Origin of the sequence: uncultured Mucilaginibacter sp. (assembly GCF_903893715.1) — a bacterium.
Classification (GTDB): Bacteria; Bacteroidota; Bacteroidia; order Sphingobacteriales; family Sphingobacteriaceae; genus Mucilaginibacter.
In genome coordinates, this window is record NZ_CAITNG010000153.1 from 23,334 (window position 1) to 37,855 (window position 14,522).

The 14,522-nt window shown below is 45.5% G+C and carries 11 protein-coding genes and 1 pseudogene; 8 read left to right on the top strand and 4 right to left on the bottom strand.

The window, feature by feature from the left end; translation table 11 throughout:
• The first annotated feature begins 32 nt into the window (after positions 1 to 32).
• Complete coding sequence (locus tag QZX97_RS18245; RefSeq protein ID WP_295654370.1) at positions 33 to 911, top strand: cupin-like domain-containing protein; 879 nt, start codon at positions 33 to 35, stop codon at positions 909 to 911.
• A 66-nt stretch (positions 912 to 977) separates the two neighbouring features.
• On the opposite strand, the gene QZX97_RS18250 is transcribed toward QZX97_RS18245, so the two are convergent.
• Entirely contained in the window at positions 978 to 1,559 is a 582-nt protein-coding gene (locus tag QZX97_RS18250) for a hypothetical protein (RefSeq protein WP_295664895.1), read from the bottom strand.
• A gap of 368 nt (positions 1,560 to 1,927) precedes the next feature.
• Between QZX97_RS18250 and QZX97_RS18255 the strand changes: the two genes are divergently transcribed.
• From QZX97_RS18255 to QZX97_RS18265, 3 genes are read left to right on the top strand one after another with little or no spacing between them, the layout of a single operon-like run.
• On the top strand, positions 1,928 to 3,376 hold the full coding sequence (locus QZX97_RS18255) for a circularly permuted type 2 ATP-grasp protein (RefSeq protein WP_295654374.1): 1,449 nt from the start codon (positions 1,928 to 1,930) through the stop codon (positions 3,374 to 3,376).
• Positions 3,377 to 3,408: 32 nt separating this feature from the next.
• On the top strand, positions 3,409 to 4,344 hold the full coding sequence (locus QZX97_RS18260) for an alpha-E domain-containing protein (protein WP_295654376.1): 936 nt from the start codon (positions 3,409 to 3,411) through the stop codon (positions 4,342 to 4,344).
• A gap of 35 nt (positions 4,345 to 4,379) precedes the next feature.
• Complete coding sequence (locus tag QZX97_RS18265; protein ID WP_295654378.1) at positions 4,380 to 5,363, top strand: transglutaminase family protein; 984 nt, start codon at positions 4,380 to 4,382, stop codon at positions 5,361 to 5,363.
• Positions 5,364 to 5,380: 17 nt separating this feature from the next.
• Here QZX97_RS18265 and QZX97_RS18270 read toward each other — a convergent pair.
• A pseudogene (locus QZX97_RS18270) lies at positions 5,381 to 6,307 on the bottom strand (carbohydrate kinase).
• A gap of 11 nt (positions 6,308 to 6,318) precedes the next feature.
• Here QZX97_RS18270 and QZX97_RS18275 point away from each other — a divergent pair.
• Positions 6,319 to 6,741 carry a nuclear transport factor 2 family protein gene (locus tag QZX97_RS18275; protein ID WP_295654379.1) on the top strand — a complete coding sequence of 141 codons (423 nt, stop codon included), beginning with the start codon at positions 6,319 to 6,321 and terminating at the stop codon, positions 6,739 to 6,741.
• A 54-nt stretch (positions 6,742 to 6,795) separates the two neighbouring features.
• Here QZX97_RS18275 and QZX97_RS18280 read toward each other — a convergent pair whose 3' ends face one another.
• Together QZX97_RS18280 and QZX97_RS18285 are read right to left on the bottom strand one after the other, a co-directional pair.
• Positions 6,796 to 7,566, bottom strand: a complete 771-nt coding sequence (locus tag QZX97_RS18280; RefSeq protein ID WP_295654381.1) for a phosphatase PAP2 family protein — start codon at positions 7,564 to 7,566, stop codon at positions 6,796 to 6,798.
• Between the two features lie 116 nt (positions 7,567 to 7,682).
• Complete coding sequence (locus QZX97_RS18285; protein ID WP_295654383.1) at positions 7,683 to 8,723, bottom strand: LacI family DNA-binding transcriptional regulator; 1,041 nt, start codon at positions 8,721 to 8,723, stop codon at positions 7,683 to 7,685.
• Between the two features lie 256 nt (positions 8,724 to 8,979).
• Here QZX97_RS18285 and QZX97_RS18290 point away from each other — a divergent pair, with 256 nt between their 5' ends.
• The 3 genes from QZX97_RS18290 to QZX97_RS18300 all read left to right on the top strand — a co-directional run bounded on the left by QZX97_RS18290 (position 8,980) and on the right by QZX97_RS18300 (position 14,515).
• Positions 8,980 to 9,573 carry an RNA polymerase sigma-70 factor gene (locus QZX97_RS18290; RefSeq protein ID WP_295654384.1) on the top strand — a complete coding sequence of 198 codons (594 nt, stop codon included), beginning with the start codon at positions 8,980 to 8,982 and terminating at the stop codon, positions 9,571 to 9,573.
• 60 nt (positions 9,574 to 9,633) lie between these two features.
• Positions 9,634 to 10,734 carry a FecR family protein gene (locus QZX97_RS18295; protein WP_295654386.1) on the top strand — a complete coding sequence of 367 codons (1,101 nt, stop codon included), beginning with the start codon at positions 9,634 to 9,636 and terminating at the stop codon, positions 10,732 to 10,734.
• 217 nt (positions 10,735 to 10,951) lie between these two features.
• Positions 10,952 to 14,515, top strand: a complete 3,564-nt coding sequence (locus QZX97_RS18300) for a TonB-dependent receptor (protein WP_295664897.1) — start codon at positions 10,952 to 10,954, stop codon at positions 14,513 to 14,515.
• The last annotated feature ends 7 nt before the right edge of the window (positions 14,516 to 14,522 follow it).

Here is a 14,522-nt window from a genome sequence, read left to right on the forward strand (position 1 = left end):
CGTGTTTTGCTGGTAATGCTTAACTTAGCCTGATGGGTTTTATACTTGCCAAAGTTGATGTTGTTGATACGATTAGCGCTGCCGATTTTAAGTCGAAATATTTAAAGCCGCGCAAACCGGTGGTGATAAAAGGGCTGAGCAAAAACTGGCCTTCGCGCGATAAATGGACACCCGAATACTTAAAACAAGTGGTGGGCAGCAAAGTGGTGCCGCTGTACGATAACTCGAAAGCCGACCCGGCAAAACCGATAAATGCCGCTGCTGCCGAAATGCCTTTTGATGAATACGTTGACCTGATACGCAGGGAGCCTACGGAACTGCGGATATTTTTCTTCAATATTTTTAAGCACGCGCCGCAACTGCTGGACGATATTGTTTTACCGAAAGAGCTGATGGGTGGTTTTTTGGAGAGCATGCCCGCCATGTTTTTTGGGGGTTCAAATTCTATTACGTTTTTGCATTATGATATTGATTTACCGCATTTGTTCCATACCCATTTTGGGGGGCGCAAGCAGGTGATATTGTTCGAAAATAAATGGAAACGACGGCTGTACTGCATACCCAATGCCACCTATGCGCTGGAAGATTATGACGTGTCCAGTCCTGATTTTAAAAAATTCCCGGCGCTGAACGGCGTTGAGGGCTATGAGGTGTTTTTAGAACATGGCGATACCCTGTTTATGCCCACCGGCTACTGGCACTGGATGAAATACCTGGACGGCTCGTATTCGCTTAGCCTGCGCGCCTGGGACGCTTCGCTGGCGCGCAAAGCGGCAAGTTTGTATAACTTAGCGGTTAAAGGTGGTGTGGATAGTGTTTTAAAGATGCTGTTTAAAGGGAAGTACGCGGCATGGCGGGAAAGGCTGTCGGTGAAACGGGCGGAGCGGGCGTTGAGGAGTGGGAAGCTTTAAGTTTGTGCTTCGACATTGGGGTAAAAGTTGTTGGAGACATACCACCAACAACGCAAAAATAAAGAGCTATGAAACCCCATCGGCTATTGTGACGGGTGTTGTTTTGAGTAGGTTAAAATGTTTCTCGAGCTTGCTCATATCCATGCGTTTTATAGTGTTGCCTTCAAAGGGGTAATCCACCACATGGTTGGTTAATTCAACGCGCAGGAAGCAAAGCAAAGCTTCTTTTTTTAACCGGGCGCGAAAACGGGCCAGCAGCACGGCACCGGCAATAAGCGCGGCTATACCTGTGTAAATTATAAATGGAGTATGCCACACGTAGCCGGCAATCAAGCATAGCATAGTAATTATCAACACTAATATTGGCAACGCAAAACGGCCATTCTTTTGTTTTGGGTCGGAGGATAGGCCACCGGGCGTATTGTCAGCGTGGGCAATTATCTGCAAACGGGTAATTTCGGCGAGATGAAAAAATTCGACAGAAGTATCGGTTTTAACGCTCAGGCCATCACCGGAAAGCGACACTTCAAATCCATCACAATCGCAAAAAAGAGCTAAGGGCTGGTTGTTATTGTCCACGTTAATTTTCAGATAAGGTTTGTAACCGGGTTTTTGGGTAAATATCCGCCTACGAAATTTTGTATACAATTACTTAAACCAATAAGACGACTAAAAGTTTAAATGAGGGAGCAAAATAAAGTGCGGGCTGCATGGTTTGTTAACTTAGGCCGACTAAAATATTGCAAGTATCCTGCTTATCCGCAGGTTCATCTTTTCCAATAAAATTTTCCTAAATTAGCATCAACTGTTTTCACCAAAACTCAAATTATCAAATTTAGCATAGCAATTTGGTCGCATTTTTAGCAAGAAATATAATTTTTGTTGTTTTATATACCAATTTATCAAAAATTTATACCCATTATTGGCTTTTAGTTCTTTATTTTTAAAAAATATCTTTATAAATTACGTTTTTTTAAAACATACACCAAAATTACAGCAACAGAAAGGGACCAAACATGCATCATTCGGCTTATTTTAGCGATTACAACCCCGCCCCGAATACCTGGGACGAAATGTTTGGCACCGATGCGCAAATACGCGGCCATTACGAAAAGGTAATAGAGTACCTGACCCGCGAATCGATAGACGAACTGAACAAAAAAGAAGACCTGGCCAAGCGCCTCTTTATGAGCCAGGGCATTACCTTTACCGTGTACAACAGCGGCGAGGGTATTGAAAAAATATTCCCTTTCGATATCATCCCGCGTATTATTACCGGGCAGGAATGGGCTTTTGTGGAGAAGGGGATTAAACAACGCCTGCATGTGCTTAACCTTTTTTTAAAGGATGTGTACAGCAACCAGTTTATCATAAAAGACGGTATTGTACCAGCCGACATTATTTATAGCTGTCCGCACTTTTTGCGCGAAATGCATAATGTAAAAGTGCCCTACGATGTATACGTACACATAGCGGGTATCGATTTGATACGTGATTACGACGGAACTTTTTATGTGTTGGAAGATAACCTGCGCACCCCATCGGGCGTAAGTTATATGTTGGAGAACCGCGAGATTACCAAGCGGCTTTTCCCCGACCTGCTGCCGCAATGCGGCGTACGCAGCGTTACCGAATACCCTAATATTTTGTACCGTAACCTGCTATCCTTATCACCAAGGCAAATTCCTCATCCTACCATAGTGTTACTGAGTCCGGGTATTTACAACTCTGCCTATTTTGAGCATACTACCCTGGCCCGTTTAATGGGTGTAGAATTAGTGGAGGGCCGCGACCTGGTGGTGGCGAATCATAAAGTGTATATGAAAACCACCACCGGCCTCCAACAAGTGGATGTTATTTACCGCAGGGTTGACGATGAGTTTCTGGACCCATTGGTATTCAACCCGTCAAGCGTGTTGGGCGTGGCAGGCATTTTAGGTGCTTACCGCAAGGGCAATGTGGCTATTGTTAACGCCATAGGCAATGGCGTGGCCGACGATAAGGCCATTTACACCTATGTGCCGGATATGATACGGTATTATTTGAACGAAGAACCTATCCTTAAAAACGTGCCTACCTACCAGTTGGGCAATCCCGAAGAGGCCGAGTACGTGTTTGGCAACCTCAATAAAATGGTGGTAAAACGCACCAATGGTTCGGGAGGTTACGGTATGCTGATGGGCCATGCGGCCACGCAACAGGAAATGGACGATTACAAAGCCGAAATCATCAAAAACCCGCGCGATTTTATAGCGCAGCCAACCATCAGCCTGTCGGCAGCGCCATGTTATATGCAGGGCAAGCTAACACCCCGAAGGATCGATCTGCGGCCTTACGCGTTATGCGGGCCCGATGGTATCGAGATTGTTCCCGGTGGCCTTACACGGGTTGCATTGCGCGAAGGAAGCCTGGTGGTAAACAGCAGCCAAGGCGGGGGCAGCAAGGATACCTGGGTATTGGTTTAAATAAATTGGTTATTAGTATTGAAGAGTGATATATGTTAAGTAGAGTAGCCTCGAGTTTATATTGGATGAGCCGTTATATGGAGCGCAGCGACGGTATGTTGCGTATGCTCAAAATCAACTACGCCTCATCGCAGGATACCATCCAAACTTTTACCTGGGAGCCTGTTATACGCATATTTGCCGGCGGTAAAGAAGATGAGATATTGGCACTGGGCAACGATAGCCGCGCGGTGTTAAAATATATGGTGCTGGATAGGGAAAACCCAAACTCTATCGTCAACATTATTACGCTTGCGCGCGAAAATGCCCGCGGCGTACAGGAGCTCATCAGTAAAGACCTTTGGCAATGCCTCAATGAGTTTTACCATACCGTTAAAGATCCCAAGCTAAAATTTTACCTCGAAAAAGACGGCCCTATTACCGCCCTCGATATCCTCATTAAACAAGGCATGCTTTACTCGGGCACGCTCGAAATTACAATGGAGCGTGGCGAAGGGCGTAGTTTTATCAATATTGGTAAGTTTTTAGAGCGCGGCATACAGTCGGTTGATATTTTGGATACCAAATTTGGCTCGATAGACAATAACCCCAACCTGTTGACCGACACCAGCTACTGGAAACACCTTTTGCTGTCGCTGGGCGGGTACGAGATATACCTAAAGGCCTACCGCTCGGGCTTCGAGGCCGAAAACGTGCTGGAGCAGGTGGTATTGAACAATGATTTCCCACGCTCGGTTATCTATTCGGTAAACCATATCCTGAGGTATTTTGAGCGCCTGAAGGCCGAAAGCAATATGCCCGATTTCCGTGAGTTATCATTCCTCATCGGCCGCTTGCAAAGCAGCATTAAATACAGTTCGGTTAAAACCATACGCCAGGATGGCCTGCACGATTATTTGACCAATATCCGCAGCGAATTGTTTAGAATTGGCGACTCGCTTAACCAACATTATTTTGCATATTCGTAAATACCGCATTAAATTTTACACCCAACCAATAAACCATGCCTGAGTTTAAAATACAGCATATCACCAAATATACTTATGATGGCCCTGTGCGCGACAGCGCCAACCAAATCATCCTGTACCCGATAAAGGATGATTACCAGGAGGTGATAAAGCACGAGATAAAAATAAGCGGCGACCCTTCGGTTGATATCCATATTGATTATTATGGCAACGAAGTGGGCGATTTTACTTATATCGAACCACACTCCACGCTGGAAATAACATCGAGAATATGGGTGAACACCAAGCACCGCATGTACCCCATGGACGATATTTTTGCAGAGCAGCAATGGGAAGACTTGCGCCAATTGCACGGCCAGGTGGCGTATATAGATTTTTTAAGGCAGGAGTATTTTGATGGCCTGGATGAGTTGCAGCAAATTATTAATAAGGACAAGGTAGCGAATGAAACACCCTACCAGTTGGCCATGCGTTTTTGTAAATACGTGTACGAAAACTTTGAATATATAAAAGGCGTTACCACCGTGGAAACCACCCTGGATGAGATATGGGCGTTAAAAGCCGGCGTTTGCCAGGATTTTGCCCACATTTTGATGGAAATGCTGCGCCTGGTAAACATACCGGCGCGCTATGTGAGCGGGTATATCTGTTCATCAAAAAGCCATTGGCGCGGCGAAGGTGCCACACATGCCTGGGCCGAAGCATACCTGCCGGGCTACGGCTGGCTGGGCCTTGACCCTACAAACAACATCATAGCCAACGAAAACCATGTGCGGCTGGCTGTGGGCCGTAATTTTTCGGATTGCTCGCCGGTGAAGGGTGTTTATAAAGGTGCTGCCACCCATAGTTTAGAGGTTGCGGTTTCGGTGGGTAACCCCGGCGACAGCCATACTGAAGACTATGACCACGAAGTGCACCATGAGACGCCGCCGGCACTTAAAAAACTGACGCAGGTGCCCCAAAACAGTTATCGGCTGTACCTGGAGATGATGCAACAGCAGCAACAACAGCAGCAGTAAAAAGTGGCAGGTTTTTTTTAAGCACCGATAATTTGCGCAATTTTGGCCTCGTTGTAAACGGGGTTTGCGCCTCTTTGGCCGGCTACAAAGGCGCCAATGGCGCAGGCTTTTTCTAATACCTTGTCCATGGGTTGTTTGCTGAACATGCCTGCGATAAAGGTGGCCAAAAATGCATCTCCGGCGCCAACGGTGTCGACCACATCGACGGTAAAACCGGCGTGTTCGTAGAATTTATTATCGTAGTAAACAATCGCCCCGTTTTGGCCGCGGGTTACGCAGATGCTTTGGCAGTGGAATTTCTTTCGAAACTCGGTTATCCTGTCTTTTAAAGTACCCTCATGGTTACCAGTCAATAAAATGGCTTCTTCTTCGTTCATTTTTACCACGTCGGCCATGACGGCCAGGGTTTCGATGGTTTCCTGCTCGTAGTGCGGGGCGCGCAGGTTCACGTCAAAAACCTTCAGCATTTTATTTTCGAACAGGTTGAGCAAGGTATCGCGGCTGGCTTTGCTGCGGCTGGCCAGGCTGCCGAAAACAATTACCTGTGTGTGTTTTATTCTGGTGAGCAGGGCATCGGTAGGTTGGATATTGTCCCACGATATGGGCTTGGGGATGGTGTAGGTGGCCTGCTGATGCTCATCGAGGGTTACGGTTACGCTGCAGGTGGGTAGGTTATCATCAACTTGCACCAAATCGGTATTGAGTTAGTTAGATTTTAAGAAGGTTAATAGCTTTTTGCCTTCTTCATCGTCGCCTACGCGGCTTACCAGTGTGGCATCGATACCTTGTTTCACTAAATGCAATGCCACATTCATGGGCGCACCGCCGGGCACCTTTTCGGTACCAAAGGTGTCCCATAATACTTCGCCAAAACACAGCACTTGGTTTTTCATCATCGATTGTTGATTTGCAAAGCTATGAGCTTTTATCGCAACAAATTGCATAAATTTAAATCATGAAAAAATACATGGTGTTGGTTTTATTGCTCTGTGCCGGGATGGCTTGGGGGCAAGACAGGCAGGCCGTTATCAAGGTACTGACCACCCAGCAGGATGCCTGGAACCGCGGCGATATTGATGGCTTTATGGCGGGGTACTGGAAGTCGGACTCGCTGGTGTTTGTAGGTAAAACGGCGCCCGCTTACGGCTGGCAAACCACGTTAGATCATTATAAAAAATCGTATCCCGATAAGGCTACCATGGGCAAGCTTGCATTTACCCTCATAAAAGTGGATGTGCTGGACAAAACCAATGCCTTTGTATTAGGCGCCTGGCACCTGAGCCGCGATGCCGGCAAGGGCGATGTGGGCGGCTATTTTACGCTGTGGTTTAAAAAGATTGACGGTGTTTGGATGATTGTTTGCGACCATACGAGTTAGGTGGTGCTGTTGTGAGAGAGTATAGGCCTTTGTACGGCTTTTCGCTCAAGCAATTTAGAGGTCCATGGCGAAGGCCAAACCGGGAGTTCCGTTTTGGTAGGTGGGCAACAGTACCGTTTTTTTACCATCAGCTTTGGTGTGGGTAAGGGCATTGCGGATGTAGGGGTACACATAATAGGCTGCCTTGGTTGATAGGATACCGAAACCGGCACCGGCAACCACATCGATAAACCAATGATCGTGGTTATACAAACGGAACACGCCTGTTGTGGCGGCAATGGCATAACCGGCAATGCCATACCAGTTGGACTTGGCGGAAAACTCCTGGTCCAAAAATTCGGCACCGGCAAATGCCGTTGATGTGTGGCCGGAGAAGAAGGAAAGATAGTCGGCACCGTTAGGGCGCAAGCGGTGGGTAGTTTGTTTGGATACGGTAGCCGTAAGGGCCAAAATACCACCAGATAGGCCAAGCAGGGCTGTACGATCGATAAAGGTGTTTTTACCAGAGATACCGACCAGGTTGAGGCCATAAACTATAATGACCGGGGCAAACTGGAAATAGCTTTCGGCCTTGGTGCTAAAATCGGGGTCGGCGTTGGTTATTTCGTTGTTGATGAAATAGTCGAACGTACGCAAGGGTTTAACAGCGAATGACAGGCCGCCATAGGTTACCAAAGCGATGGGCACAATAAAGGCACCGCGTTTGGTGTGCAGGTGTTTTACGGTGTCGGGGGCGGTGAGCAGGTCTTTTTTTACACTATCCAACACCTGGGCGTTGGCTCCAAAGGTTATGGCACAAAGTATGGCTAATATCAGTTGTTTCATTTATGGGCAACGGGCAAGTAAGGCCGTTTTAACACAACGCCCAATATTAACCAATTGTTTTTAAGGTGTGTATTTTGTGTTAAGCAATTGGTGGCAGGAGCCCGTTACAGGGCAGCTCAGGTTATGGTAACATGGTGTTCGGACGATTCGCGGATAATGAGTTCGGTATCAAGCTTGCGGGTTTCGAACTCGGTAACGGGGTATTTACTTTCGATAAGCTGGATGAGCATTTCGGTGGCTATCTGGCCAATCTTAAATGCCGGCTGGCGTACAGTGGTAAGGGCCGGGTTGAAAAGTTCGGCCACATCGCTGTTGGTAAACCCGGCAATGGCAATATCGGCAGGCACCTTTATGCCATGCTTTTTGAGGGTATATAAGCAGCCTGTACTGAGGCGATCGGATGCGATAAAGATAGCGTCGGGCCTGTCGGACAGGGCCAGCAACTGGTTTACGGCGATTTCCACTTCATCCTGTATCATGCCGCCATGGTCGCAATGTTTCAGGTAATCCGGGTTAAAGGGCACATCGTATTTTGCCAGGGCGGCTTTAAAGCCATCCAGGCGCTCGGCGGTGATGGACAGGTTTGGCGAATTGGTAAGATGGGCGATGCGGCGGGAACCCGTTTTGATGAGGTGTTCGGTAGCATCAAAAGCCCCGCGGTAGTTGTCGGCTATTACTTTATGAGTTTCTATATCATTGGCCACCCGATCGAAAAACACCATAGGCAGACCTTTCTCGTGCAGGGTTGTGAGGTGGTTAAGGTCGTTGGTTTCGGATGAGAGCGAGATAAGCAAACCATCCACGCCACGTGAGGCCATGTGCTGTACGTTGACCACTTCGCGATCGAATGATTCGTGGGTTTGGGTAATGATAACGTGATAGCCCCGGCTATAAGCAATTGACTCGATGCCGTTTATGGCTTGCGAGAAATAATTGTTGGCCACCTCGCACACCACCACACCAATGGAGTGGCTACGGCGTTCTTTGAGGCTTTGGGCGATGGGATTGGGTTGATAGCCTATTTTTTCGGCGTACTCTAATACAAGCTTCTTGGTTTCGACACTTATCTCATAACGGTCGGTGAGGGCGCGCGACACGGTAGAGGTTGAAAGCCCAAGGGCTTTTGCAATATCTTTAATGGTTATCGGCTGGTACATGGCGGCCCCGGTTAGTGCGCTACAAATATAACATCAATTTTTTAACAATAATTTTATGCGGTTATGGGAACGATTGCATAAATAATTTCGACAGAAAGTTTTACTTATGGGTTAAAAACAGCTAATCTTGTAATACAAATTATAATACCTAAATATTAACGGGTAGTTTAAACCGCTGCCGACCAATAATTATTCTGAACAGTTTTTATATGATATGAGCACCCAAAGTGCTTATAATAGGTAAACTTATATCGCAATGATGGGAGACGAAGTAAAGGACCTGCTTTTGAAGATTGCATTGAAAGATGATCACTTATCGTTCAAGAAGATCTACTTCGCCTATTACGACCGCTTGTTTCAATTGGCCAAAGCCATCACAAAATGCACCGAAACGGCTGAAGAAATAGTAGACGACGTGTTTATGAAGATATGGACGAAGCGGAGCAACCTCATCCGTATTGACAACCTGACGGTTTACCTTTATGTGGCCGTTAAAAACTGCTCGCTTAACCATAACTCAAAAACGAACCAAATACTTACCACCAATATTGACGATGCCAAGGTGGAGTTTAAAGACATTACCCCGGGAATAGAAGATATCATCATTACTGCCGACCTGGCCCGTGTTATCAATCAAACCGTCCAAAAAATGCCTGTTCAATGCAAAATAGTTTTTAAACTGGTGAAAGAAGATGGTCTGAAGTATCGCGAAGCGGCTGAGGTTTTGAATATCTCGGTAAAAACGGTAGAATACCATATTGGCAACGCCCTCAAAAAAATAGCCCAGGGTATAGCTGCATCGACAAAATCGTACCTGCAGGTGGCCGATAACAAATATTTATCCAATTAATTTCAATTTGCACTAGGGTGTTTTCTGTTTGCGCTGTCCTTACAAGTGAACCCAACCTAAATGGACTCAAATTACATCTGGATACTTATAGGCAAAAAACTAACCGGCGAAGCATCGGTTGAGGAACTGCGCGAATTTGAACTGCTGATGAAGCAGGGCCTTGGCGACATATACCCTATACATGTGCTGGAAGATTTATGGAAAACGAACCCGGCAACGCCGCCCGTTCAATTCAGCAAGGCCCTTAACGACAAGTGGTTGCGCTTTGAGGCTCGTTTAAGAATGATAGATGAAGCCGAAAACGAGGAAGATACTGAAGACAAAATTGCAGAAAAGAGGCCTTGGCGAAAATATATATTATGGTCATCGGGCTTGGCTGCCTGCCTGTTATTGGGCTTGGGCATATTTTGGCGCTCAAAAAACCCAGGCGCGGTTGTTGACAACCGCATAACCGAAATTACAGCACCCAAAGGAAGTATCAGCAAAATATTGCTGCCCGATGGAAGCCGGGTTTGGTTAAACAGCGGAAGTAAATTGAAGTACGAAAACCAATTTGGCACACAGTTTAGAAAAGTTAGCCTTACGGGCGAGGCTTTTTTTGATGTAGTTAAAGATGCGGGCCATCCGTTTATAGTTACCACCAATAGCTTTCAGGTAAAGGTTTTGGGTACGGCATTTAATGTGCGTTCTTATCCCAATGACAAAACCTCGGAAGCGGCACTGGTTAGGGGAAAAATACAAATCAAATTGCTGAAAAACCCGGACAAGGAGATCACGCTACTGCCATCTGAAAAACTGGTAGTAAAAAACACCGTACCCGAAAACAAGCAACTTAAAAAGAAATCGGAATTATTGCTGATAAACAATGACATACCATTGATTACACTAAGCACTATACACCAAAGTGTGCACGATACTCTACCTGCTGAAGCATTATGGATGGAAAACAAGTTGGCGTTTGACGGGGAGAACTTTGAAGAAATAGCAAGCAAAATGCAACGGTGGTTTTCAGTGCGAATAGAATTTAAAAACAATAATGTTAAGAAGCTGACGTTTTCAGGTGTTTTCAAAAATGAATCGCTCGACCAAACGCTTTCATCGTTGCAATCAACTTATCCATTCCATTATAATATCAAAGACAATAATGTGTATATATATTAACCATAAAAACCTAAAAGAAAGCCTATGACGAGATTTTCAACCTAACCTCCATAAAGCAAGAAACGGGAAATGTTGGCGCATTCCCCGTTAAACAGCGAGTAATTAACTACCAATCTCTCTAATAAACCAATAGTTATACTAACCTTAATACTAAATTATGAAAAAAAATGCTTACCGCACCAACAATGGGCGGTTAAAATGCTTTTTAAAAATTCTTATGATTTCAAAGTGTATCCTCCTCCTGGTGTTGGCTTGCTCGCTGCAAGCTTTTTCCAAGGGTTACAGTCAAAACAGAATTAATGTCACCCTCAAAAATGCTTCGTTAAAGAAAGCACTGAAGGAGATAGAACGTAAAACCGACTACCGGTTTGTTTATAATGACGATGTGTTGAACGCCGTTCCGGCTACAACCGTGGCCATCAACGACGCTTCTTTAAAAGATGCGATGAACGCTTTATTGAATAACACTTCGCTGGAGTATCACCTATCAGATGACAACCTCGTTATTATTTCTGCCAAAGGCACTATCGTTGCCGATGTTGTAATAACAGGCACCGTTGTTGACGAGCAAGGCGACCCCTTGCCGGGCGCGAGTGTAAGTTTAAAAGGGACCACCATTGGTGCACAAACCGATGTGAACGGTAAATTTAAGCTAAACATTACCGGCAACAGCGCCAACGCGGTGTTGTTGGTACGCTTTGTTGGTTATAAACAACAAGAAATTCCTGTGGGCAGCAAAACTGTATTCACTATTAAAATGGTGTCGGATGCGGTACAGTTGAACGAAGTTGTGGCTATTGGTTATGCCACTGTTAACCGGCGCGATTTGACCGGTTCGGTATCGTCGGTAAATGCCAAACAATTAAAGGATATCCCGATCAACTCGGCGGCCGAAGCACTGGCAGGCCGTTTGGCCGGCGTACAGGTAACCGGATCAGAAGGTTCGCCAGATGCACAAGTGAGCATCAGAGTGCGCGGCGGCGGTTCCGTTACACAGGACAACTCGCCGTTGTACATTATTGATGGTGTGCAGGTTGAAAACGGTCTTAATACACTTTCGCCACAAGATATTGAAACCATTGATGTTTTAAAGGATGCTGCCTCGACCTCCATTTATGGTGCGCGCGGTTCAAACGGTGTAGTTATCATCACCACCAAAGGTGGCCACGAAATGAAAACTACGGTATCGTACAACGGTTTTGTGGGTGTTAGCCATTTAGCCAAAGAACTACCTGTTTTAAGCCCCTATGATTTTGTGGTTTACCAATACGAAAGAAGCCGAGGTAATGCAACGGACAGTACCTCCTTTGCCAGCCTTTATGGTAATAATTTCGGCGCCCTGGCAAGTTATCAGGATACCGCAGCAGTTGACTGGCAGAAATTGGTTTTTGACAATACCGCTTTCCAACAAACCCATAATGTAAGCGTTGCCGGTGGTGATAAGACCACCACCTTTAATGCAAGTTTTACAAACAACCACCAAAGTGGTATCGTGTTGAATACCGGGCTTGATCGTAACCTGATCAATTTCAGATTCGACCACACGGCCAGCGAGAAGTTCAGGCTTGGATTTAATGCAAGGTACAATGACCAGCAAGCAAATGGTGCCGGGGTTTCGAGTGCAGATGCGCCAACTTCGAACTTGACCGGGTCGACTTATAACAACCTTCGCAGCACGGTAAAATATGAACCCTTTACCAGCGGCGGTTTACCTCCGGGAACTTTTAACTCGAACTATTTTAATATAACAAGCGCTGCAGGAAATAACCTGGGTTTAATAGATCCAATTGTTTTGGCCAATGCCCAATATCGTAACACGCATACCACTGATTTAAATATCAACGGTTATGTAAACTATTCATTTACTAAGTTCCTGTCGTTCAAATCAACTTTAGGGTACGATTTCAATAACGTTACCTTGAATAGTTTTGATGATTACCTTACACCCAACGCGCAAATCAATGGCGGAGGCCAACCTATGGCTGGTGTAAACCTTAGCGCTACCAACACCGTGGATTTTTCGAACGTGTTAACTTTTACTAATGCGGCATTTCATCCAATACATAATAATGTTACCCTTTTAGCAGGTACTGAGCTTTACAATATCACCTTGAGCGGTACCAACAATCAATATAAAGGCTTTCCAATCGGTATCAGCCCGAGCAATGCTTTAAACCAATTACAGATTGGTGTACCGCTGCCCGGCTATCCCGCAATAACCAATTCCATCAGCCATTTATTCTCGGTGTTTGGCAGGGCCAATTACTCATATGATAGTAAATACCTTGCATCATTCTCTTTACGTACTGATGCATCGTCGAAGTTTAATACCGGACAGCAGTATGGTTACTTCCCATCAGGATCATTGGCCTGGAGGATTTCGGATGAGAAATTCATGAAGAGCCTGCCCACCATTTCGGATTTGAAACTGAGGGTTAGCTACGGTACATCAGGTAATAACCGCATACCTGATTATCAAACACAAACCGTGTTTAACGCTACCAGTGTTTATTACCTTAACGGCAGTTCAACACCTACAACCGGCTTTAACACGCCATATCTTGCCAATCCGGACCTTAAATGGGAAACCACCTATTCGGAAAATATAGGTTTGGACATCGGTTTGTTTAAAGGTCGCTTACAGGCATCGTTTGACGCGTATAACAACCACACTAAAAACCTGTTGATCCAGGTGCCTATCCCAACAAGTTCGGGCTATGCCACGCAACTGCAAAACGTTGGCGAAACCCAAAACAAAGGTTTAGAGGCCCAGTTGAGTGGTACTATTTTACAAAAGAAAGATTTCATGTGGTCGGCAAACTTCAACATTTCGTTCAACGTGAACAAAGTTGTAGCACTTGCACCGGGTGAAACATCATACTTACAAAGCTCAGGATGGGGTGTCTCAGGACAGCCGGCCGACTTTATTGTCCAGGTTGGTCAACCAATCGGTAGTATTTATGGTTATCAAAGCGATGGTTACTATACCACTAACGATTTCAACTACAATCCCGCCAATAACCAGTACACTTTAAAGGCCGACGCAGGCGAAGTTGATCCGTCGAAAATTATCGGTACACCAATGCCGGGTATGATAAAATATAAAGTTACCAATCCTAATCCTACCCTTAATGCAAACGGCAACCCTGTACTCTCAACAGCAGATCAAACCATCATAGGTAATACGCTGCCACAAATCACAGGTGGTTTAAACCAACAGTTTACCTATAAAAACTTTGATGCCAGCATATTTGTGAATTTCCAGGCAAGAGCACAGGTTTTAAATGCCAACAAAGTTGAGTTTACCAACGGTTATACTGCCGAAACCAACTTACTTGGTCAGGAAGCAAACCGCTGGAGGACCATTGACGGAAACGGCAACGTAGTTGAAAAAATTGTTACTCCTTCTGGCGGTTCTGCTGTAGCTGTAGGTGCATCACCGGATGTTTTAAATGCATTAAATGCCGGTGCAACCGTACCAATACCCGTTACCGGAAGCGCAGCTTTTTACCCAACATCATCTGCTGTTGAAAGCGCAGCATTTATCCGCATCAACAACATCACTTTAGGTTACAGGTTTGCTCCAAAACTTTTGCAAGCTGCCAGTATAAAAAGCCTTAGGATATATGTAACAGGTAATAACCTGGGTATTATTACACCTTACTCGGGTTATGATCCGGAGGTGAACACACGCAGGGCAACACCGGTAACACCCGGGGTTGATTATTCAGCCTATCCACGCAGCCGTACATACATTATGGGCGTACAACTTTCTTTGTAAAATTTGA

Excerpts from the sequence above, each read along its gene's own strand:
- QZX97_RS18290 (WP_295654384.1), top strand. The coding sequence starts at position 8,980 with ATGATGGGAGACGAAGTAAAGGACCTGCTTTTGAAGATTGCATTGAAA.
- QZX97_RS18280 (WP_295654381.1), bottom strand. The coding sequence starts at position 7,566 with ATGAAACAACTGATATTAGCCATACTTTGTGCCATAACCTTTGGAGCC.
- QZX97_RS18255 (WP_295654374.1), top strand. The coding sequence starts at position 1,928 with ATGCATCATTCGGCTTATTTTAGCGATTACAACCCCGCCCCGAATACC.
- QZX97_RS18260 (WP_295654376.1), top strand. The coding sequence starts at position 3,409 with ATGTTAAGTAGAGTAGCCTCGAGTTTATATTGGATGAGCCGTTATATG.
- QZX97_RS18285 (WP_295654383.1), bottom strand. The coding sequence starts at position 8,723 with ATGTACCAGCCGATAACCATTAAAGATATTGCAAAAGCCCTTGGGCTT.
- QZX97_RS18245 (WP_295654370.1), top strand. The coding sequence starts at position 33 with ATGGGTTTTATACTTGCCAAAGTTGATGTTGTTGATACGATTAGCGCT.
- QZX97_RS18295 (WP_295654386.1), top strand. The coding sequence starts at position 9,634 with ATGGACTCAAATTACATCTGGATACTTATAGGCAAAAAACTAACCGGC.
- QZX97_RS18275 (WP_295654379.1), top strand. The coding sequence starts at position 6,319 with ATGAAAAAATACATGGTGTTGGTTTTATTGCTCTGTGCCGGGATGGCT.
- QZX97_RS18300 (WP_295664897.1), top strand. The coding sequence starts at position 10,952 with ATGATTTCAAAGTGTATCCTCCTCCTGGTGTTGGCTTGCTCGCTGCAA.
- QZX97_RS18265 (WP_295654378.1), top strand. The coding sequence starts at position 4,380 with ATGCCTGAGTTTAAAATACAGCATATCACCAAATATACTTATGATGGC.